The 21,282-nt window shown below is 42.3% G+C and carries 19 protein-coding genes and 1 other annotated feature (1 of these 20 only partly in view); of the genes, 15 read left to right on the forward strand and 4 right to left on the reverse strand.

Going from position 1 to position 21,282, the window contains the following annotated elements:
• Window positions 1-284: 284 nt before the first annotated feature.
• Window positions 285-1,928 (reverse strand): SulP family inorganic anion transporter, encoded by a 1,644-nt coding sequence (locus tag OCV72_RS07535; RefSeq protein WP_055282859.1) that lies wholly within the window; start codon window positions 1,926-1,928, stop codon window positions 285-287.
• Between the two features lie 577 nt (window positions 1,929-2,505).
• On the opposite strand from OCV72_RS07535, the gene mgtE reads away from it, so the two are divergent.
• From mgtE to OCV72_RS07595, 12 genes are all read left to right on the forward strand, one after another.
• Window positions 2,506-3,894 (forward strand): magnesium transporter, encoded by a 1,389-nt coding sequence (gene mgtE, locus OCV72_RS07540; protein WP_055282861.1) that lies wholly within the window; start codon window positions 2,506-2,508, stop codon window positions 3,892-3,894.
• A 214-nt stretch (window positions 3,895-4,108) separates the two neighbouring features.
• On the forward strand, window positions 4,109-4,633 hold the full coding sequence (locus OCV72_RS07545; RefSeq protein WP_006426142.1) for a C-GCAxxG-C-C family protein: 525 nt from the start codon (window positions 4,109-4,111) through the stop codon (window positions 4,631-4,633).
• Between the two features lie 38 nt (window positions 4,634-4,671).
• Complete coding sequence (locus OCV72_RS07550; RefSeq protein WP_055282863.1) at window positions 4,672-5,592, forward strand: TDT family transporter; 921 nt, start codon at window positions 4,672-4,674, stop codon at window positions 5,590-5,592.
• 213 nt (window positions 5,593-5,805) lie between these two features.
• Entirely contained in the window at window positions 5,806-6,735 is a 930-nt protein-coding gene (locus tag OCV72_RS07555) for a GTP-binding protein (RefSeq protein WP_055282865.1), read from the forward strand.
• A 119-nt stretch (window positions 6,736-6,854) separates the two neighbouring features.
• Entirely contained in the window at window positions 6,855-7,235 is a 381-nt protein-coding gene (locus tag OCV72_RS07560; RefSeq protein ID WP_055214853.1) for a VOC family protein, read from the forward strand.
• Window positions 7,236-7,580: 345 nt separating this feature from the next.
• Window positions 7,581-8,150 (forward strand): glycerol-3-phosphate responsive antiterminator, encoded by a 570-nt coding sequence (locus OCV72_RS07565; protein WP_055282867.1) that lies wholly within the window; start codon window positions 7,581-7,583, stop codon window positions 8,148-8,150.
• Window positions 8,151-8,261: 111 nt separating this feature from the next.
• On the forward strand, window positions 8,262-9,758 hold the full coding sequence (glpK, locus tag OCV72_RS07570; protein ID WP_055282869.1) for a glycerol kinase GlpK: 1,497 nt from the start codon (window positions 8,262-8,264) through the stop codon (window positions 9,756-9,758).
• Window positions 9,759-9,959: 201 nt separating this feature from the next.
• Window positions 9,960-11,396 (forward strand): NAD(P)/FAD-dependent oxidoreductase, encoded by a 1,437-nt coding sequence (locus OCV72_RS07575; protein ID WP_055282871.1) that lies wholly within the window; start codon window positions 9,960-9,962, stop codon window positions 11,394-11,396.
• A gap of 20 nt (window positions 11,397-11,416) precedes the next feature.
• Window positions 11,417-12,709, forward strand: coding sequence for an NAD(P)/FAD-dependent oxidoreductase (locus OCV72_RS07580; protein WP_055282873.1), 1,293 nt, complete (start codon window positions 11,417-11,419; stop codon window positions 12,707-12,709).
• Window positions 12,710-12,712: 3 nt separating this feature from the next.
• Window positions 12,713-13,087 (forward strand): DUF1667 domain-containing protein, encoded by a 375-nt coding sequence (locus tag OCV72_RS07585; protein ID WP_055282875.1) that lies wholly within the window; start codon window positions 12,713-12,715, stop codon window positions 13,085-13,087.
• A 106-nt stretch (window positions 13,088-13,193) separates the two neighbouring features.
• Window positions 13,194-14,219, forward strand: coding sequence for a transglutaminase domain-containing protein (locus tag OCV72_RS07590; RefSeq protein ID WP_055282878.1), 1,026 nt, complete (start codon window positions 13,194-13,196; stop codon window positions 14,217-14,219).
• Entirely contained in the window at window positions 14,219-15,184 is a 966-nt protein-coding gene (locus OCV72_RS07595; protein WP_242859234.1) for a DUF3878 family protein, read from the forward strand. The genes OCV72_RS07590 and OCV72_RS07595 overlap by 1 nt, the downstream gene beginning before the upstream one ends.
• Window positions 15,185-15,572: 388 nt before the next feature.
• Here the strand turns inward: OCV72_RS07595 and OCV72_RS07600 are convergent, their stop codons facing one another.
• From OCV72_RS07600 to hydE, 3 genes are all read right to left on the reverse strand, one after another.
• Entirely contained in the window at window positions 15,573-16,067 is a 495-nt protein-coding gene (locus OCV72_RS07600) for a GNAT family N-acetyltransferase (protein WP_055282880.1), read from the reverse strand.
• A gap of 30 nt (window positions 16,068-16,097) precedes the next feature.
• Window positions 16,098-17,330, reverse strand: coding sequence for a [FeFe] hydrogenase H-cluster maturation GTPase HydF (gene hydF / locus OCV72_RS07605; protein WP_028088083.1), 1,233 nt, complete (start codon window positions 17,328-17,330; stop codon window positions 16,098-16,100).
• Between the two features lie 88 nt (window positions 17,331-17,418).
• Window positions 17,419-18,480 (reverse strand): [FeFe] hydrogenase H-cluster radical SAM maturase HydE, encoded by a 1,062-nt coding sequence (hydE, locus tag OCV72_RS07610; RefSeq protein ID WP_055282882.1) that lies wholly within the window; start codon window positions 18,478-18,480, stop codon window positions 17,419-17,421.
• Between the two features lie 142 nt (window positions 18,481-18,622).
• Between hydE and OCV72_RS07615 the strand changes: the two genes are divergently transcribed.
• From OCV72_RS07615 to OCV72_RS07625, 3 genes are all read left to right on the forward strand, one after another.
• Entirely contained in the window at window positions 18,623-19,468 is an 846-nt protein-coding gene (locus tag OCV72_RS07615) for a GAT domain-containing protein (protein WP_055282885.1), read from the forward strand.
• 89 nt (window positions 19,469-19,557) lie between these two features.
• Window positions 19,558-20,055, forward strand: coding sequence for a DNA-deoxyinosine glycosylase (locus OCV72_RS07620; protein WP_028087124.1), 498 nt, complete (start codon window positions 19,558-19,560; stop codon window positions 20,053-20,055).
• A gap of 46 nt (window positions 20,056-20,101) precedes the next feature.
• Entirely contained in the window at window positions 20,102-21,046 is a 945-nt protein-coding gene (locus OCV72_RS07625; RefSeq protein ID WP_055282888.1) for an AEC family transporter, read from the forward strand.
• A gap of 79 nt (window positions 21,047-21,125) precedes the next feature.
• Window positions 21,126-21,282, forward strand: a binding site (T-box leader) (it continues 95 nt past the right edge of the window).

Below are 21,282 nucleotides of genomic sequence, written 5' to 3' on the forward strand. Positions count from 1 at the left end.
ACCTAAAAGCAAAGGAACTACGCTCAAACTCGGCGTTCGCCTCAAACACGTTCGCTTCGTTCCTTTAACGGTGCTTCTGACTCTCTAATTGTTTCTAACGGCATTCCACATTCACAATAATCCTTATCTATTGTGTCCTTCAAGTCGTGACTGACTGCGGATGTTAATAAATGAAATGCCCGGAAGTGTAACCCGGTGTAGGCCACTACGGTTACGCATTTGTCATTTCATTTGTAAGGCATTTGACACACACGCCCTTTTTGTATACCTGTAGATTCTATCTATTACTGAATTAACTCTTCCGCATGTTTAAGCGCGGCTGATATATTTGGACAGAAATTCTCACGTCCAACCAAATCTACGAATCCGGATTTTTTCATAACATTCAGAGGCTGTTTATTTACATGCGAGAATACCAGCGTAATTCCTTTATTTTCACATACCTTTGTAAGATTGAATAATGCGTTCATAGCAGTACTGTCAATTGCAGGAACACTTCGCATACGAAGAACCAGACAGCGTGTAAAGTCTTTGACAACAATGTGTTCGATTGCATCTGCAGCGCCGAAGAATAATGGTCCGGTGATTTCGTAGACACGGATCTGCAATGGCAGTTCCTTCAGTTGTTCATCAACATCCGGGGTGTCATCATCTACATAGACCCAGCTGTCTACATGAGTTTCTTCGCTCATACGTTTGATGAAGAGGAGACATGCAAGTACCATACCGATCTCAATCGCAACCACCAGATCAAACAGGATGGTCAGAAGGAATGTGGTGAACAATACAATGATGTCGCTCTTCGGAGCGGTGCGCACCAGATGGGTGAATGTACGCCACTGGCACATATTATAGGCAACGATGAACAGGATCGCTGCAATAGTCGGCATCGGGATCATTCCGGCAAATGGCATCAGGACAACAAGTACGATGACCAGTGTGACGGAGTGGACTATTCCGGCAACGGGTGTACGTCCGCCGTTTTTGATATTGGCAGCAGTTCTTGCAATTGCACCTGTGGCAGGGATTCCTCCAAATAAAGCAGAAGCAATATTACCTGCACCCTGTGCAACCAGTTCCATGTCGGAACGGTGCTTCCCGTTGATCATTCCGTCTGCAACAACGCAGGAAAGAAGTGATTCGATGGCAGCAAGTACAGCAATGGTAAATGCATTTGGAATCGCATTCTGGACAATCTGTACATTAACCTCCGGCAGATGGAATGAAGGAAGGGAATTGCTGATCGTGTAAAGATTCCCAATCGTGGAGACCTTAAGCGGCAGGAATTGTACCATCAGGCTTCCGGCAATAACGGCGATCAGCGATCCCGGAATTCTCTTTAAGAGCATCGGTGAGATGATCAGGATCGCGAGACTTACGATTCCGACGATTAAGGCATCTGTATTTATCGTAGAGATATTTTCTGCAAATGCTTTGAATTTTTCGGTCGTTTCGATTGGTTTTACTCCGTCGGGATAAGTTATGCCGAAGAAATCTTTCAATTGCCCAATCACGATCGTAACTGCAATTCCTGAAGTGAAGCCCGTTGTGATCGTATATGGAATGAATTTGATCAGGCTTCCAAAATGGCAGAATCCCATCAGGATCAGAAAGATACCTGCAAGGATGGTTGAAATCACAAGTCCGTCTAACCCGTCTTTTGCAACGATACCTGCAACGATAGTTGCAAATGCAGCAGTAGGTCCGGCAATCTGGACACTGCTTCCGCCAAGTGCAGAGATGACAAATCCTGCAACAATCGCAGTGAAGATTCCGGCTTCCGGTCCGACACCAGATGCAAGTGCAAGTGCTATGGACAGCGGAAGTGCAATGATTGCGACAATGATTCCTGAGGTCACATCTTTTACAAACTGGGAACGGTCGTAAGATTTCAGTGAAGTCAGTAACATTGGTTTTAATGAGTTCATATGTTGATTTTACCCTCTCTCTCTTTTTTATTCCTCTAATCTATAAAAACAACAATTCAGTATAACATAGGAAGCAATTTGCAAAAACCGGGAACTGAGATGTTTATATTTATGTACAATTCCGGAAAAGTAAAATCTCCGGAAACATTATGTTAGATTAAGGAAAAGTATCGGGGAAAAGCTTGAAATTCATATTCTGAGCGTTTATAATATGTTGCGGGCAGTTATATGCCGCACAAAATAGTTAGAAAATAAATAATAAAATTCAAAGAAAAAGGCAGGTGAACAGAATGGACGGTTGCGATAGTCATGGGCGAAGTAGCAGCATAGGATGGGAACAAAAAAGTTTATTAAGCAACAGTCGGTTCTGTTGGATGTAAGTATCGTTGCGATATACATTATAGATTTCTTTTATTTCTTATCCTATTTCCCAATGAGTATGACAAGTGAATAGTAGCAGTCGTTGATGGAGGATATGATCGTTACATATCCTGCAGTGTATTTGTGGTGAAGAAAACCGGGCAATCTGTGCCACGGTTATATTTCACGTGAGGAAAAAAGGGTAGGAGGTAAAGGTATGGAAAATAAAGATTACACAGTTGAAATACTGGAAATCATCAGAAGCAATATATCACCGGGGATTATGAGAAGCAGACTGGAAGATTATCATGCGAATGACCTTGCTGAAGTATTTCCGCAGCTGAAGATCTCCGAAAGAAGAAAAATCTGTAGAATTCTGGATCTGGACATGCTTTCAGACATCTTTGAGCATATTGATGAACAGGCAGCAGCCGAATATCTGGATGAGATGGATATCAAGAAAGCAGCAGCAATCCTGTCTGCGATGGAGACAGATGCTGTAGTAGATGTTCTGCAGATGATGCCAAAGGAGAAGAAGAATCTTCTGATAGAATTAATGGATGACGATGCCAGAAAGGATATGGCAATTATCGCTTCCTTTGATGAGGAGGAGATCGGAAGCAGAATGACAACAAACTGCATCATGATCCGTGAGAATCTGACGGTGAAGCAGGCAATGAGCAGTCTGGTTGATCAGGCGGCAAAGAATGATAACATTTCTACGTTATTTATGGTAACAGAAGATAATACATTTTACGGAGCAATGGATCTGAAAGATCTGATCATTGCGAGAAGAGAATCCCCGCTGGAGGATCTGATCGCAACATCGTATCCATATGTATATGGTAATGAGCTGATCGATGACTGTATTGAGAGACTGAAAGATTATTCCGAGGATTCGATTCCGGTACTGGATAATGACAACAAGCTCCTAGGAGTCATCACATCCCAGAGCATGGTAGATCTGGTCGATGACGAGATGGGTGAAGACTATGCGAAGTTCGCCGGTCTGACCGCAGAGGAAGATCTGAAGGAGCCGTTAAAGGAGAGTATCAAGAAGAGACTTCCATGGCTGCTGGTATTATTAGGTCTTGGAATGATCGTTTCATCTGTAGTCGGTCTATTTGAAGAAGTGGTAAGCCAGCTTACGATTATCATGTGCTTCCAGTCACTGATCCTGGATATGGCAGGTAACGTAGGTACCCAGTCACTGGCTGTAACAATCCGCGTACTGATGGATGAATCGCTGACCGGAAAGCAGAAGGCAGAGCTGGTATTTAAGGAAATGAAGATTGCATTCTCGAACGGTTCGATCCTGGGAATTCTGTCGTTTGCACTGATCGGACTTTACATTGCATTATTCAAAGGAAAGACGTTTGTATTCGCATATGCGGTATCTGGATGTATCGGAGTCTCACTGCTGTTGGCAATGGTAATCTCGGGAGCGGTCGGAACATTGATCCCGCTGTTCTTCAAGAAGATCCATGTAGATCCGGCGGTAGCGTCCGGACCACTTATCACAACGGTCAATGACCTTGTAGCGGTTATATCATATTATGGACTGAGCTGGATCTTCCTGATCAATATGATGCATCTGGTCGGATAAATATGGAATAAATATGGAAGAAGTCATATATCAGATTATAATGGCATGAATCTGATATATGACTTTTTGTATATGTATTTATGGATATAGAGAGACATGATAAGTAATGTGATATATATAAAATATCATTTTAACAAATAAGTTATATCTATATATAATAAAAACAGAAGTTTTTTGAAAATATTCAATAAAAGGAAAACAGGAGGAATTACTTATGAACATCGGAGTAACAGAAATCAGCCCAAGAGCGGTGCAGAGAGCAGCAGAGAAGAATTTTAAAAGCGGGTATTACTGTTGTGAGGCATTGATGTGCACCATCCGTGATGAATTTAAACTGGATGTACCAAAAGAAGTCATTGCAATGTCATCCGGTATGGCTGTCGGAGCAGGCAAATCGGGATGTGTCTGTGGCGCATTCAACGGAGGTCTGCTTGCACTTGGAATGTTCTTCGGAAGAACAGAGCAGGACGGGCCAACCAATCCAAAGAGCGTAAAATGTATGGAACTGGTTCACGAACTGCATGACTGGTTCAAGAAAGCTAATGGGAAGAATGCAATCTGCTGCAGAGTTCTGACAAAAGAATTCAACATGGGACAGGGTGAGCACAAAGAACAATGTATCTTTTTCACAGGACTGTGTGCATGGAAAGTAGCACAGATTGTCTGTCGTGAACTGGGAATCAAGAATCTGGACGAAATTGATGAACCGGCAGAACGTCGTGCAATTGCAGATATCTAGAATACATAGATACAGACTAGAAAGGAAGACAAGATATTATGAAAGATGTAATCAAAAAAATACCGATTCCAATCTGCGGAGTCATGCTTGGAGCGGCAGCTTTAGGTAACCTGCTTCAGAGCTATTCAGAAGGAATCCGTTATGTGTGTGGAGTGTTCGCAGCATTTCTGCTGATCCTGGCACTTCTGAAGCTAATTATGTTTCCGGGAGCTGTGAAGGAAGATATGAAGAATCCGATCATGGCAAGCGTATCAGGAACATTTCCGATGGCACTTATGATCTTAAGTACCTATGTAAAACCATTCATCGGACAGGCGGCTTATTATATCTGGCTGTTTGCGATCGCATTACATATCGTGCTGATTATTTATTTTACGGTGAAATTTGTATTTAAATTGCAGATGCCAAAGGTATTCGCAAGTTATTATATCGTATATGTTGGAATTGTCGTTGCATCAGTCACGGCACCTGCTTATGAGAAACTTGCAATCGGAAGTGCAGCATTCTGGTTTGGATTTGTGACACTGATCCTGTTACTGATCCTGATTACATACCGCTATGTGACGGTGAGAGAAGTACCGGATCCGGCAAAACCACTGATCTGTATCTATGCGGCACCGACAAGCCTCTGTATCGCAGGATATGTACAGTCTGTCATGCCGAAATCTTACGGATTCCTGATGGGAATGTTTGTAGTTGCAACGGTGATCTGCATTTTTGCACTTGTAAAAGCAATCGGCTATCTGAAGATGCCATTCTTCCCAAGCTATGCGGCATTCACCTTCCCATTTGTCATCAGTGCGATCGCTTCAAAACAGACGATGGCATGTGCAATGAATATGGGACATCCGATGCCGTTCCTGAAATATGTGGTATTGATCGAGACGATTATTGCGGTTGTTCTGGTTGTGTATACTTATATCCGATTTATGGGATTTATCTTTGGTGGAAAGAAATAAATAAAATAATAAAAAATAATAAAGAGTGGCTGCTTGTTGTAGGGCAGCCGCTCTTTGTGTTCTTGCATAGCCTTGAAAAAAAGGTTATACTTTATGATATGTTTTTTTATTTGACATGACAGTTAATAATAAGATGTATATGGAAGCATCGCTAAACCGGAATTAGGGAATTGCAATTTGCAGGAAAGAAAATATTCGAGGTAGCAGGGTGAAATGGTAAAGATAGATCTGATCACAGGATTCTTAGGATCCGGAAAGACAACATTTATAAAAAAATATGCAAAATATCTGATCGACAGTGGGGCAAATATCGGAATACTGGAAAATGATTACGGTGCAGTCAACGTAGATATGATGCTGTTAAAAGATCTGGAAGGCGAGAACTGTGAACTGGAGATGATTGCCGGAGGATGTGATGCGGAATGCCACAGAAGACGTTTCCGTACAAAACTGATTGCAATGGGAATGTGCGGCTATGACCGTGTGATCGTAGAGCCGTCGGGTATCTATGATGTGGATGAATTTTTCGATGTATTACGGGATGATCCGATCGACAGATGGTATGAGATTGGGAATGTGATCACGGTCGTTGACGCAAAACTGGAGGAGAAACTGTCGGATGAAGCAGACTATCTGCTGGCATCCGAGGCTGCGAATGCAGGATGCATCGTACTCAGTAGAAGCCAGGAAGCGTCGGAGAAAGAGATTGAAAATACAGTCTCACACCTGAATGCTGCAATGGAGAAAGTACAGTGCAAAAGAAGATTTAAGGATGAGATTGTGGTAAAAGACTGGACGGCATTTGATGAGGCAGATTATGAGACATTTTTATCCTGTGGATATGTACCGGAGAATTACCGGAAGATGCATATCGAAGAGGGAGAGGCATTTAAATCCCTGTATTTTATGAATCTGGATAAGACGACAGACGAGATCATAGAAGCAGCAAAGAACATTCTGGAGGATAAAGAATGTGGACGAGTATTCCGTGTCAAAGGATTCTTGAAAGATGAAGCTGGCGAGTGGCTGGAATTAAATGCCACACATCAGGAGATGAGAATTTGTCCAATTCCGGAAGGACAGGAAGTTGTGATCGTGATCGGAGAAGAACTGAATGAGGAGAGGATACAGCAGTATTTTTGATCTCCGACAGACTTCCATTGGGTGAGATCAATGAAGTATTCAAAATCCGTGGCAAAAATGGTAAAATGATGATATTCCCAAACGAATAAAATATGACAATCAAAAGGAGGAAGAACAACATGAAAAATTACGCAACAGGAATCCAGCACATCGGAATTCCAACAAAGGACATGGAAGCAACAAAAGCATTTTTTGCAAAACTTGGTTTTGAACCGGCATTTGAGACGGTGAATGAGGGTGCAAAAGTAGCATTCTTAAAATTAGAAAACCTGGTGATCGAGACATATGAATCAGATGAGGCAACGATGAAAGCCGGAGCCATTGATCATGTCGCAATTGATGTAAAAGATATCGAAGAGACATATAAAGAAGTCTGTGCAATGGATCTGAATACGACAAATGACGAGATTCATTTCCTGCCATTCTGGGACAATGGAGTAAAATTTTTTACGATTAAAGGACCTAATGAAGAGAAGGTAGAGTTTAGTCAGTTTCTGTAATTCTTTGTGAAATATAGAGTTTATTAGAAATGCATCAGGCATGTTAATGAAATAACTAAAAATATTTGTTGAAAAGGCAAAAAAAATTGATGCATTTCAACAAAAGGAACTGGAAAGAGAATTGTATATAATAGATGAAAAACAAAAAAATGACAAATGTCATTGAGAAAAATTGTGCACTGTGATATAGTAAACGCAGTTGAACAAAAGAGTTGAGATAGGAGAGCGGATACAAGTAATCAAACGATTGCTTTTAGTCGCGCTCCTTTTTTTGAAAAATAATACAAAATGTAATAGAATAAATTGAAAATATAAAAGTTTGACAAAAGGATGAGAGATGGAAAAATGGATCAGATATTTTATGATGCAGTCGGGAGTAATCCGATCATTGCGGCTGTGAAAAGTATGGAAGATATAGAAAAATGTTGTGCAATAGAAGAGATACAGGTGATTTTTATATTATTTGGAGATGTCTGTTCGATAGACAGGATTGTAAAACGGGTGAAAGATGCCGGAAAGGTTGCGATGGTACATGTAGATCTGATCAGCGGACTCAGCCCGAAAGAAATTTCGGTAGAATATCTGCAAGAACATACAGAAGCAGATGGAATCATATCAACAAAGCCGTCACTGATCAAGAAAGCGAAAGAACTTGGAATGTATACGGTTCTCAGATATTTTCTGTTGGACTCCATGGCATTTGAAAATATCAGACAGCAACAACATATGGTGAGACCGGATTTTATAGAAGTACTTCCGGGTGTGATGCCAAGAGTGATCAAACGGATCTGTGCTTCAGTGAGGACACCGATCATAGCAGGAGGATTGATCACAGATAAGGAAGATGTGATGGCTGCATTATCAGCCGGAGCAATTGCAGTATCATCAACCAATCATCAGGTATGGAAGATGTAATAACTGTATAAGAGAAAACAGAGTATTTAATTGCTTGAGGGAGCAATTTAAATAGAACGCATGCGAAAAAGTAACAAGCAAAATGAAACGAAAAATCAGGAGGAAATGAATATGGCAAAATATGTAATGGCATTGGATGCAGGAACTACCAGTAACAGATGTATTCTGTTTAATGAGAAAGGTGAGATGTGCAGTGTGGCACAGAGAGAATTCACACAGTATTTCCCAAAACCGGGCTGGGTAGAGCATGATGCAGATGAGATCTGGGCAAGTATGCTTGGTGTTGCGGTAGAAGCAATGAATATGATCAATGCAGAGGCAGAAGATATTGCAGCGATCGGTATCACAAATCAGCGTGAAACAACAATCGTCTGGGATAAAGAAACAGGAGAACCGGTACATCATGCGATCGTATGGCAGTGCCGCAGAACATCAGAATATTGTGATTCCTTAAAAGAAAAAGGATTAACAGATAAATTCCGTGAAAAAACCGGACTGGTCATCGATGCATATTTCTCTGGAACAAAGGTAAAATGGATCCTTGATAATGTGCCGGGAGCAAGAGAAAGAGCAGAAAGAGGAGAATTATTATTTGGAACCGTTGAGACATGGCTGATCTGGAAACTGACGAAAGGTGCAGCACATGTGACAGACTATTCGAATGCATCACGTACGATGTTATTTAACATTAATACACTGGAGTGGGATGACGAGATTCTGGAAGAACTGGATATTCCAAAATGTATGTTACCGGAACCAAAACCATCAAGCTGCATCTACGGAGAGGCAGATCCATCTTATCTCGGAGGTCCGATCCCAATCGCAGGAGCAGCAGGAGATCAGCAGTCAGCTTTATTCGGCCAGACATGTTTCAATGCCGGAGAAGCAAAGAATACATACGGAACAGGATGTTTCCTTCTGATGAATACAGGAGAAAAGCCGGTATTTTCTAAAAATGGTCTGGTTACGACCGTTGCATGGGGATTAGACGGCAAAGTAAATTATGCGCTGGAAGGTTCGATCTTTGTAGCAGGAGCAGCGATCCAGTGGTTGAGAGATGAACTTCGTATTATTGATTCTGCACCGGATTCTGAATATATGGCAAAGAAAGTTAAAGATACGAATGGATGTTATGTAGTACCTGCATTTACAGGACTTGGAGCACCACACTGGGATCAGTATGCAAGAGGAACCATTGTAGGAATTACACGTGGAGTGAACAAATATCACATTATCCGCGCAACACTGGAATCACTGGCATATCAGGTAAATGATGTTCTTGTTGCAATGAAAGCAGATTCCGGAATCGATCTTGCTGCACTGAAGGTTGACGGCGGCGCAAGTGCCAACGATTTCCTGATGCAGACACAGGCGAATATCATTAACGCACCGGTAAACCGTCCGCAGTGTGTAGAGACAACGGCAATGGGAGCTGCTTATCTTGCAGGTCTTGCAGTCGGATACTGGGAAAGCAAAGAAGATGTGATCAAGAACTGGGCAATTGATCAGACATTCGAGCCTAAGATTGATGACGAGCAGAGAAGCAAGATGATCAAAGGCTGGAACAAAGCTGTAAAATATGCTTACGGCTGGGCAAAAGAAGATTAAAAACTGAATAAAGACAGGTAATAGGAGCTGTTGCAGCGGTATTGCTTTTTGGTGCTATTCCGTGGTAAAATGACAAAGAAAATAGAACAAGAGGCGTGAGAGAAGAGAGCCTGACAGGATAACCGCATATTCGTGATGCGTTTACTTGTCAGGCTTTTTTTAAAAAAATCATACAGGTATTAGATAAGGAGAGATAAAAATATGTATGATGTGATAATAATTGGAAGCGGAGTCTCAGGCTCGGCAGCAGCAAGGGAGTTGTCCCGTTATAAAGCAAAGGTATGTGTATTAGAAAAAGAAGAAGATGTCTGCTGTGGAACGTCAAAAGCCAACAGTGGAATTGTACATGCAGGATATGATGCAAAAGAAGGATCATTGATGGCAAAGTTAAATGTCCGCGGAAATGCAATGATGGAACAGTTGTCGAAAGAACTGGATTTCCCATTTCAGAGAGTTGGTTCGCTGGTAATTTGTCTGAGAGAAGAAGATATGGATAAATTGCAGGCATTATACGACAGAGGAGTGGCAAATGGCGTGCCGGGACTTCAGATCCTGAACAGAGAAGAAGTGCTCGAAATGGAGCCGAATATTGTAGATAATGTATATGCAGCACTTTATGCACCATCAGCCGGAATCGTATGTCCATTTGGATTGAATATTGCGATGGCAGAAAATGCCTGTGAAAATGGTGTGGAATTCAAATTTGATACAAAAGTACAGAGATTGGAAAAAAAGGATGATATCTGGGAAATTCACACGAATCAGGGTGTATTCAAGACGAAATATGTGGTGAATGCGGCCGGTGTTTATGCAGACAAATTCCACAATATGGTCAGTGAAAAGAAGATACACATCACACCAAGAAGAGGTGATTATTGTCTGTTGGATAAAACAGCAGGCGCACATGTGAGCAAGACAATATTTACTCTGCCAAATGAATTCGGAAAAGGAATTCTGGTTACACCGACTGCACACGGCAATCTCCTTCTTGGACCGACAGCGATCGATATAGAAGAAAAAGAAGGAACGAATACGACAAGAGAAGGACTGGATCAGGTACTTACAAAAGCAGGACAGAATGTAAAAGATATACCGATGCGTCAGGTAATTACTTCATTTGCAGGACTTCGTGCACATGAAGAAGGACATGAATTTATCATAGAAGAAGTAGAAAATGCGAAAGGATTTATTGACTGTGCAGGAATTGAATCTCCGGGACTTACCAGTAGTCCGGCAATCGGTGAGATGGTTGCGGGGATTTTGAAAGAAAAGCTTCATTTGGAAGAAAAAGAAAATTTCATTGCAACAAGAAAAGGAATCCTGGATCCAAATACTCTGACTAAAGAAGAAAGAGTGACATTGATCAAAGAGAAACCGGCATACGGTAATATTATCTGCCGATGTGAGATGATCACAGAAGGTGAGATTATCGATGCAATCCATAGACCACTTGGAGCAAAGTCATTAGACGGCGTAAAGCGCAGAACCAGAGCAGGTATGGGGCGGTGCCAGGCCGGTTTCTGTTCCCCTAGAACGATGGAGATACTGGCAAGAGAACTGAATATTCCGATGTCAGAGATCACGAAATCCGGCGGAAAATCCCAAATTATCACAGGAACGAATAAGGATCAGCTGTAATAGAAAAAGGAAGATAGATTATGAAAACATACGATATAGTAATTATTGGCGGAGGCCCGGCAGGACTTGCGGCGGCCGTATCAGCAAGAGAAAATGGGATTCAGGATATTCTGATCCTGGAAAGAGATAAAGAACTGGGTGGAATTCTGAATCAGTGTATTCATAATGGTTTCGGTCTTCATACATTTAAAGAGGAACTGACAGGACCGGAATATGCCGGAAGATTCATCAAACAGGTAACGGATCTTGGAATCGAATACAAATTACATACGATGGTTATGGACATCAGCCCAGATAAAATTGTAACAGCGATGAACCGGGAAGAAGGATTATTTGAAATACAGGCAGGTGCAGTCATCCTGGCTATGGGATGCCGTGAGCGTTCCAGAGGTGCATTGAACATTCCAGGATATCGTCCAGCAGGCATTTATTCAGCAGGAACAGCGCAGCGGCTGGTCAATATGGAAGGATATATGCCGGGAAGAGAAGTTGTAATCTTAGGCTCTGGCGATATCGGGCTGATCATGGCAAGACGTATGACACTGGAAGGTGCAAAGGTCAAAGTTGTAGCAGAACTGATGCCGTATTCCGGTGGTTTAAAGCGTAATATTGTACAGTGTCTGAATGACTATGATATTCCTTTGAAATTAAGCCACACGGTTGTAGATATCAAAGGAAAAGAAAGAGTTGAAGGAATCACACTGGCAGAAGTGGACGGTAAAGGAAAGCCGATTCCGGGAACAGAAGAAGAATACACTTGTGATACGTTATTACTTTCCTGCGGACTGATTCCGGAAAATGAGATATCCAGAGGTATGGGCGTAGATATGAATCCTGTGACATCCGGACCGAAAGTCAATGAAAGCCTGGAGACTAATATCGAAGGTGTATTTGCATGTGGAAATGTACTGCATGTACATGACTTGGTGGATTTTGTGTCGGAAGAAGCGAAGACTGCGGGAAGAAATGCAGCGGAATATGTGAAGAACTTACAGGCAGATACCGACGATAGAGATAAGCATAGCAGGGAAGAGGCAGCGGAGATTGTATTGAATCCGGTAGAAGGCGTGCGTTATACAGTTCCAAGTACCATTAATCCGGTTCATATGGATGAGAATCTTACGGTGCGCTTCCGTGTGGGCGGTGTATACAAGAACTGTTATGTAAGTGTATATTTTGATGAAGAACGTGTGATACATAAGAAACGTCCGGTTGTTGCACCGGGAGAGATGGAGCAGATTAAACTTACGAAAGAACAGCTTATGAAGTATCCGGGTCTGAAGACAATTACAGTAAAGATAGAGGAGGCGTAGAGGATGGGAACAGTAACAACGAGAGAACTGACATGTATCGGCTGTCCGATGGGCTGCCCTCTGATCGTGACAATGGAAGCCGGTGAAGTGATCAGTGTAACAGGAAATACCTGCAAACGAGGAGACGTATATGCAAGAAAAGAAGTGACTAATCCAACCAGAATCGTAACTTCTACGGTAAGAGTATCCGGCGGTGATGCGGATATGGTATCGGTGAAGACAAAGGAAGATATTCCGAAAGGAAAAATCTTTGAATGTGTGAAAGCACTGAAGAGTGTGGAAGTTCCGGCACCGGTACATATCGGAGATGTACTGGTGAAGGATGTGGCCGGTACCGGTGTGGATATTGTGGCGACGAAAAATGTAGAATCTATATAAAATTTACAACCGCTACAAAATACATAATGGATATGAAATATACAAAATATGTGAAAATTTGCTATAATGGGTTCAGATTTAAAAAGATAAAAATGGAGAGATGATCGTGGAACCATATTATTATAGCAAGATGAACAAAGTACAGCAGGCAGCCTATCATGCAATTCGGCAGGGACTGCTTGAAATCTCAGATTCAATACAGATTCCAGGAATGGAGGCGGAGGAACTTTATAATGTATTCTTCCGCCTGCGTCTGGATCATCCGGAAATTTTCTGGGCAACCGGGTATAAGTACAAGTATTATCCGGATTCGCCCAATTTCATTTTTATCCCGGAATATTTATTTGATAAAAACAAAATAAAGGAACATCAGAAAGCACTGAAGTCCAGAGTAGAAAAGCTCGTAAGACCGGTAAAAGATAAATCCGAATGGGAAAAGGAAAAATATGTACATGATTTCATCTGTGCAAATGTACACTATGATAAATTAAAAAAGTCATATTCCCATGAGATCATCGGACCGCTCGGACAGGGTGTCGGGGTCTGTGAAGGGATTGCAAAATCAGTGAAAGTGCTGTGCGACGCACTCGGGATCTGGTGTATGATCGCAGTCTGCGGTAACAATCCGGAGAAAGGGATCAAATACCGTCATACTTGGAACATTGTGAGAATTGGTGGAAATTATTATCATCTGGATGCGACATTTGACAATACACTCGGAAATGACAAAAAAGAAATCCGCTACGACTATTTCAACCTGGATGATAAAAGCATTTTCAGAGATCATGAGCCGCTGATCGCTCCGGCACCAAAGTGCGAAGAAGGGGACCATTTCTATTATAAAGAGAAGAAACTGTCGTTTACAAAGACAGAAGATGTATATAGAAGAGCATTACAGACCGCAAAAAAAGGAAGAGTATTTACGTTTCACTGGCGGGGCGGTTATCTGACGAAAGCTGTTTTGGAAGAACTTCTGGAGCTGATTCAGAAAGCCGGAAAAGAAAAGCAGAAGAATGCAAGGATCAGTTTGAACTGGCCGCAGGCGGTATTGCGATTTGATTATGTAGAGGATCATGGGGAAGTGGAACCGGAAGTTGTGGTTGAAGAGGCAAATGAAGGAGAGAAAGAATAGTGGATGCATTTGTAATGTTGCAAGAGCTTCTGGAACAGGAACAGTTTGAGCTGATTTTTCCGGAGCGATCAATTTCAGGGCAACCGGATATCCGGCTGGTATATCTGATGAATGATGCGGTGGAAAGCTTTCTTGTATTTCACAATGCCAGAATGACAGGGGAATACAGACCGGACTATGAAGGAGAGATATCGGCATCGATGAGTTTTGAAGATAAGGAGTACATTCTTGTGGTCCATCAGGGAGATTCAGTCGTCACGATATTTTTCGAAGATCTGCTGACAGATGTCCATCTGTATAATTATGGGGAAATCGGACATTTCTGGATGAAGGATTATGAATATCTGCGGCAGCTGGAATACCGTCTGGCAATCATGAGAGACAAGTATGATTATCTGGGAGAGGAATACTGTACACCAGAGGAACGAAAGCTTGCGATGCTGGTGGATTTTCCGCCGCTTAATTACTGCTGTTATCCTGCAGTGCCGGAACAATACATCGTCCCAAGAGTAGAGCCATGGGTGCCGACAGAAGAAGCAATTGCAGTGATGGAGAAACTGGCCGCAGAGGCGGATGATAAAGGATTGCTGAAGATATTAAAGAACTACCGGAAACATCCAAAGCCATATATTGCAAAGAAAATTGCAGCAATGCTTCACCGGAATGCGCATGCAAAAGTGGTCGATCTGTTGGATGAAAAGTTGAGAAAAACAGTTTCAGGCTACAAGAAACGTTCATTTGGAGAAGAGATGGATGTAAGATGTCAGCAACTGATGCACAAGGTGGAAGAAAGAAGACAGCAATTGCAAAAGGAAGGAAAAGATTCTGTTATTTTAAGAGAAGAACCATTCGAGATTGCAAAAGACAGTATCGGTTATCAGATTCATCTGATGATCTGGGAGAAGGGAATCTTAAACAGGAAAGTGAAAATAGAGAGTTATTCGCTGGAAAAGAAAAAAGAATAGCAGATGCTTGTCCGCATGCCAGTATTAAAAATGGGCATCCACACCGGATGCCCAAAAGGAAAAAAGTTATGAAAAAGAAAAATGATATATATAAACTCGGTTGTTAGCTTTTATTAAATAACCGAAGGATTTTTTAGGCGAAGCCAGATCAGATAAAAGTTGCTTCATATTTCTGATACCTGAGTGACTTCTTTGTTGTTGATGATTATATAATACATGGCAAATGTTTCTAATTTGTGTTATAGAGCTAAAGAAAATATGAAAAATCTTAAGATAATCTGTAGGAAATCTAAAGTGAGTAATAAGACTTCCGATAGAAGAGGTTGAGAAAGTGTTAGCACAGTAAAAGCCCAAAAATTATCCCTGTGTAACTGCTGCTCTGCTGAGTTTATTCAGCTTTCTGATAGATCAGGCGGCTATCACCGCTTTTCAATGTAGTATGCCCACAGCATGTGAAGCCTAATTTGGCGAGCAGATGCTGCATCGGGATATTATCATCGTGTGTATCAATCTTAATATTCGGAAACTGTTCATAAGCCCAGTTCAGGCAGAAGGTGGCAATGCCTTTCGTGTCCGGTGCTGTGGCAACTCTGTGAACAACGGCATAAGGGCAGGAATTCAACCAGGAACCGTCAATGTTCAGATAATCGGGATCTTCTTCCGGATGAAAATAGAATACACCGCCAATCCGTTCCCGGTCATTTGCCCGGATGATACAGACATGTAAGCAGCCGGAACGGATGTCCTGTGTAGTCAGTTCTAACGGAGGATAGTTGTCCTTCCACTGGTCAGGGTTTCCATGTTCTTTCATATATTCCCGGGCATAGGCATAGATTGCAAGGATATCCGGGAGGTCATTCATTGTCGCTTTTCTGATCTGCATAAAAATCTCCTTTATATATAAAGCGTTCGTTTATTTTCGTAATTGTGGGAATATCTCGATACTCCGTTCCAGAATTCCCTTCATGTATGCAATCGCAGTGCCATAATTTGTGATCGGGATATCTGCATCATCGGCACATTTCAGGCGGTATTTCATCTCACGCTCGTTCAGCATACATCCACCACAATGGATGATCATCTTATATCGGGTCAGATCCAGAGGAAATTCGGTTCCGCTGGTAAATTCAAAGGATACGTCTTTTCCGGTATATTCGCATACCCAGCGAGGCAGTTTGACAGTACCGATATCGTCACACTGACGATGGTGGGTGCAGCCTTCGCTGATCAGAATGGTATCTCCGTCTTCCAGTGTGTCTAATGCACGTGCGCCTCTGACAACGGTTTCCAGATTCCCCTTGTATCTTGCAAAAAGGATAGAAAATGAAGTTAAAAGGATATCAGAAGGTGTATCTTTGTCAACTTCTTTAAATGCCTGACTGTCGGTGATCACAAGCGCAGGTTTTTTGCCCAGTGAGTCCAGAGTGCTCTTAAGTTCCGTCTCTTTTACCACAATGGCAGTTGTACCGGCATCGAGAAGATCACGGATCGTCTGCTGTTGCGGAAGAATCAGTCTTCCCTTTGGTGCCGCCGAGTCGATCGGAACCACCAGCACGACAAAATCCCCGGGTTTTACAAGATCACGCACAATGAATCTGGAAGAATCCTCAGAAGGAACCAGAGATCCGAGCCGTTCCTTCAGTTCATGAATATGAAGATGTTCGGTGGTATTGGTCCACAGAATATTTTCCAGAGGAATCTTATATTTCAGGTGTGTGGATACGATCATTTCCTGGTGTACATGTTCGGATACCAGATCAGCTTTATTGAGGACGAGCAGGAGAGGAATTTTTTTATCCTGTATACGTGTAAGAATTGCATTGTCCTGTGGGGTGATTCCGGTGGTTCCATCAACTACAAGTACAGCAATATCTGTCTTGTTCAAGACCTGATAGGCTTTCTGGATACGAAGTTTTCCGAGTTCTCCTGTGTCATCGAGACCTGGAGTGTCAATCATGACAACCGGACCAAGCGGAAGTAGTTCCATGGCTTTGAACACCGGATCGGTCGTGGTTCCGCGTACATCGGATACGATTGCCAGATTCTGTCCGGTAAGTGCATTGATCAGGCTTGATTTTCCGGCATTACGCCTGCCAAAGATTCCGATATGTGTACGTTCTGAAGAGGGTGTGCTGTTTAAACTCATGATGTATTCCTCGCTTTCTGACAGCTATGTGTAAAGCTGACCATATAAAAATGTTAAAACTGTATGAATCTGCGGTATTGTTCAATGATTAAATATTCAGGGAATCTCCACGGTCTGTTACAACCTGATATCCAACGGATTTCATCCGCATTTCCAGACAATGTCTGCACTGGGCGGATTCATCTCCGGTACAGATCTTATTATCATATAGAAGATAATCTTTCCGGACTTCCGTCGGTGAGAGATTTGGCATTACAACATTGGCTCCGGCAAGGATTCCGAGTTCACGTCCTTTCGGATGGATGGTTCCAAGTGCAGTTGTGGCCGGAAGCAGAACCTTTGGAATCATCAGACGAATCAGACCAAGCATATATAAGGTAAGCTCCAGTGTTCCCGCAGCTTCTCCGGCAAATGGGGTATCATGGTGTGGGATGAACGGACCGATTCCAATCATGTGTGGATTCAGTTCTTTCATGAAAAGCATATCTTCTGCCAGATATTCCGGTGTCTGATAAGGCGATCCCACCATGAATCCGCAGCCGACCTGATAACCGATGTCCTTTAAGTTACGCAGACACTGCTGTCTGTGTCTGGGACTAAGATTTGATGGATGAAGCTGTCTGTAATGTTCGTGATTATAAGTTTCATGACGCAGAAGATAACGGTCGGCGCCTGCATCGAAGTAAGCCTGGTAACTTTCTTTTGATTTTTCACCGATGGAGAGGGTGATGGCGCAGTCGGGATATTGCTCTTTGATCATTCGGATCAGATGGATGATGCGTTCATCTGTATAATAGCCGTCTTCTCCACCTTGCAAGACAAAGGTACGGAAGCCAAGGTCATATCCTTCTTTACAACAATTCAGGATGTCTTCTTCTGACAGACGATACCGGTGTGCGTTTCCATTGCTTTTCCGTATGCCGCAGTAGAGACAGTCATTTTTACAATAGTTGGTAAATTCGATCAGTCCGCGCACGTAGACGTCGTGTCCGTAATAGCGGTGGCGCTCTTTGCGTGCCAGGGAAAAGAGATATTCGGAAAGTTCCGGAGTGCGTCCCTCGATCAGTGTGATCCATTCTTCTTTGGTAAGTGTATGTTCCTTGTGTAATTTATCAATGAAACTTTTTTGATTTTGGTTATCTGTATTCATTTATAGTTGTCCTTTAATTGCTGGTTGTTGATAATCATCTCCATATAGTATATCATACTAATTAATAAGAGTAGACAATAAATTCATTGGAAACTTTGGAATGTAGTGTGGCAGCATAAATAAAAAGGAAAGGAAACAAATTATGGGAATCGGCAAAAGAATATTAAATGTACTGATCGGACTGTTGTTTATCATAAGTGTAACGGTATTGGGATCAAGTTTTCTGGCGAAAAAGGTATTGGTGGATGCAATCAGTCAGGCAGGAGTCGATACTGCAATTTCACACCGGATGATGGATGCTGTATTCGGTTATGCAGGAGCGGATGATACGGAATGGATCGCAAAGATACAGAACAAGATCGAGAAAAACGGAGAAGTACAGGCAATTACACAAAAGGTCATGAACGAGATAACAGAGGATCTTTCCAGCGGAAAAGCGTACAAAGACGTAGATGTAACAAAAGAACTGAATCGGATTCTGGATGACAGTATGCAGGAAATTAAGGATACGAATCCGGAATTAAATGACGATATGCTGGCAATGATGAAACAGCAGTTGAAAGAAGAACTGGTTGATGTGCAGGATGTGCTGAACAGCTATGCTTCAAACCTGTATGATAATATGAACGATACCAGTACGGTGCAGGGAAAAGTTGCAAAGCTTTATACCATATTATTGTCTATGCCGTGCCGTGTGGCAGCGGGAGCAGCAATCCTGATTCTTGCGGTTCTGACGATTCTACTGGGCTATCCAAGATACAGAGGTCTCTTTTCACTTGGTGTAGAAGGTCTGATCTGCGGTGCTATCTTTGCGCCGGGAATCGGACTTATGGGAAATAAGGTACTCAGCTTACTGACGGACAGAATACTTGGACGTACGATTGATGTGAATTTGAAGGCATTCCTTTGGATGGGATGTATCTCTGCCGGAGCAGGAGTGGTATTCCTGCTTGCAGGGCTGATCGTGAGCTGGAAAGATGACAGATAAAAATCCAAAATTTTGAAATATGGAATTGCATGTTATAAAAAGACATGTAAAGCTGCATTAAAGATTGAAGAATAGGAGCTGATTCAAACATGGAAACACAACATATCATCCACAATTTCGAACCAATCTACAATGAACATTCCAAAATCCTGATGCTCGGAACCATGCCGTCTCCGAAATCCCGTGAAGTCGGCTTCTACTACGGCCATCCAAGAAACAGATTCTGGAAAGTTGTATCGGATGTCTGTGGAGAAGCGTATCCGGAGACAAGAGAAGATAAGATTACATTTGCATTAAGAAATGGTATTGCAGTATGGGATGTGTTGGCGGGATGTGATATCAAAGGAGCAGATGACAGCAGTATCCGCAATCCACAGCCGAATGATATGAGCAGGATACTTGAATGTGCTGATATCAAAGCAATCTTTACGACGGGAACGAAAGCGTTCCAATTATATAAGAAGTTCTGTTATCCGAAGACTGGGATTATGGCAATCGGGTTACCATCCACCAGTCCGGCAAACTGCAGAACATCGTATGAGCAGCTCTATGAAGCGTATTTTGAAATCAGAAAATATCTGGAATAAGGAGTCAGATATTTTCTGATATCAAAGCAAGAGAGGATATAGTATAATGGATAATCTGGTGTTTAGTTTAAATGCAACAGTTCCCATTTTCTTAATGATGGTATTGGGACTGTTTTTCAATAAGATCGGGTGGATGGACGAAGAGTTTGCCAATAAGATGAACAAATTCGTCTTCCGGATACCACTGCCGGTATTATTATTCGGCGATCTGGCGGTCGTAGATATCAAGGAAGCGTGGGATACGAAATTCGTAATTTTCTGTTTTATTATTACATTGATCAGTATCACGATCGCAATTGGAATCTCCTGCCTGTTGAAAGACAGAAGCATCCAGGGAGAATTTATCCAGGCGGCTTACCGGAGCAGTGCGGCGCTTCTGGGAATCGCATTTATCCAGAATATCTATGGTAATTCCGGACAGGCACCATTGATGATCATAGGAAGTGTACCGCTTTATAATATTATGGCGGTGGTTGTGCTGTCATTTTTCAAGCCGGGACAAAAAAGCATGGACAAAGCACTGGTTAAGAAGACACTGATCGGTATCATTACGAATCCAATCATCATCGGTATTGCAGCAGGTCTGTTATGGTCGGCGCTGAAACTTCCGCTGCCGGTGATCTTACATAAAGCGGTCAGCAGTATCGGCGGCGTAGCAACACCGATGGGACTGATGGCAATGGGAGCAACCTTTGATATTAAGAAAGCGTTTGGCAAGATCAAACCGACCGTGATCGCCGCATTTATCAAATTAGTGGGATTTGTAGCAGTGTTCATGCCGCTTGCAGTAGTAATCGGATTCCGAAGAGAGAAACTGATCGCAATCTTAGTCATGCTTGGTTCAGCAACCACGGTCAGCAGTTATGTCATGGCTAAGAATATGGGACATGAAGGTGTCGTGTCATCAAGTGTAGTTATGCTGACGACGATGTGCAGTGCATTTACGTTAACGGGATGGCTTTTCATCATGAAATGTTTCGGTCTGGTGTAACTCCTTAAGAGTTTCTGAAAAATCCCTAAAATCCTTGACAAATGGGGATTCGATGGCTATCATATTCAGTAGTTTATACGTAAAGGCATTGATGAAGAGGAGTACACGTAAGTTCGTCCATACCAGAGAGAGTGATCCATCGGCTGAGAGACACTTAAGGAATACGAGACGTAGGAAGGTAGCTTCGGAGCCGGATGAGTGAACCTGAGACATATGATAAGACGGTAGTAGTTCAT

Origin of the sequence: Dorea amylophila (assembly GCF_025567265.1) — a bacterium.
Lineage (GTDB): Bacteria > Bacillota > Clostridia > Lachnospirales > Lachnospiraceae > Dorea_A > Dorea_A amylophila.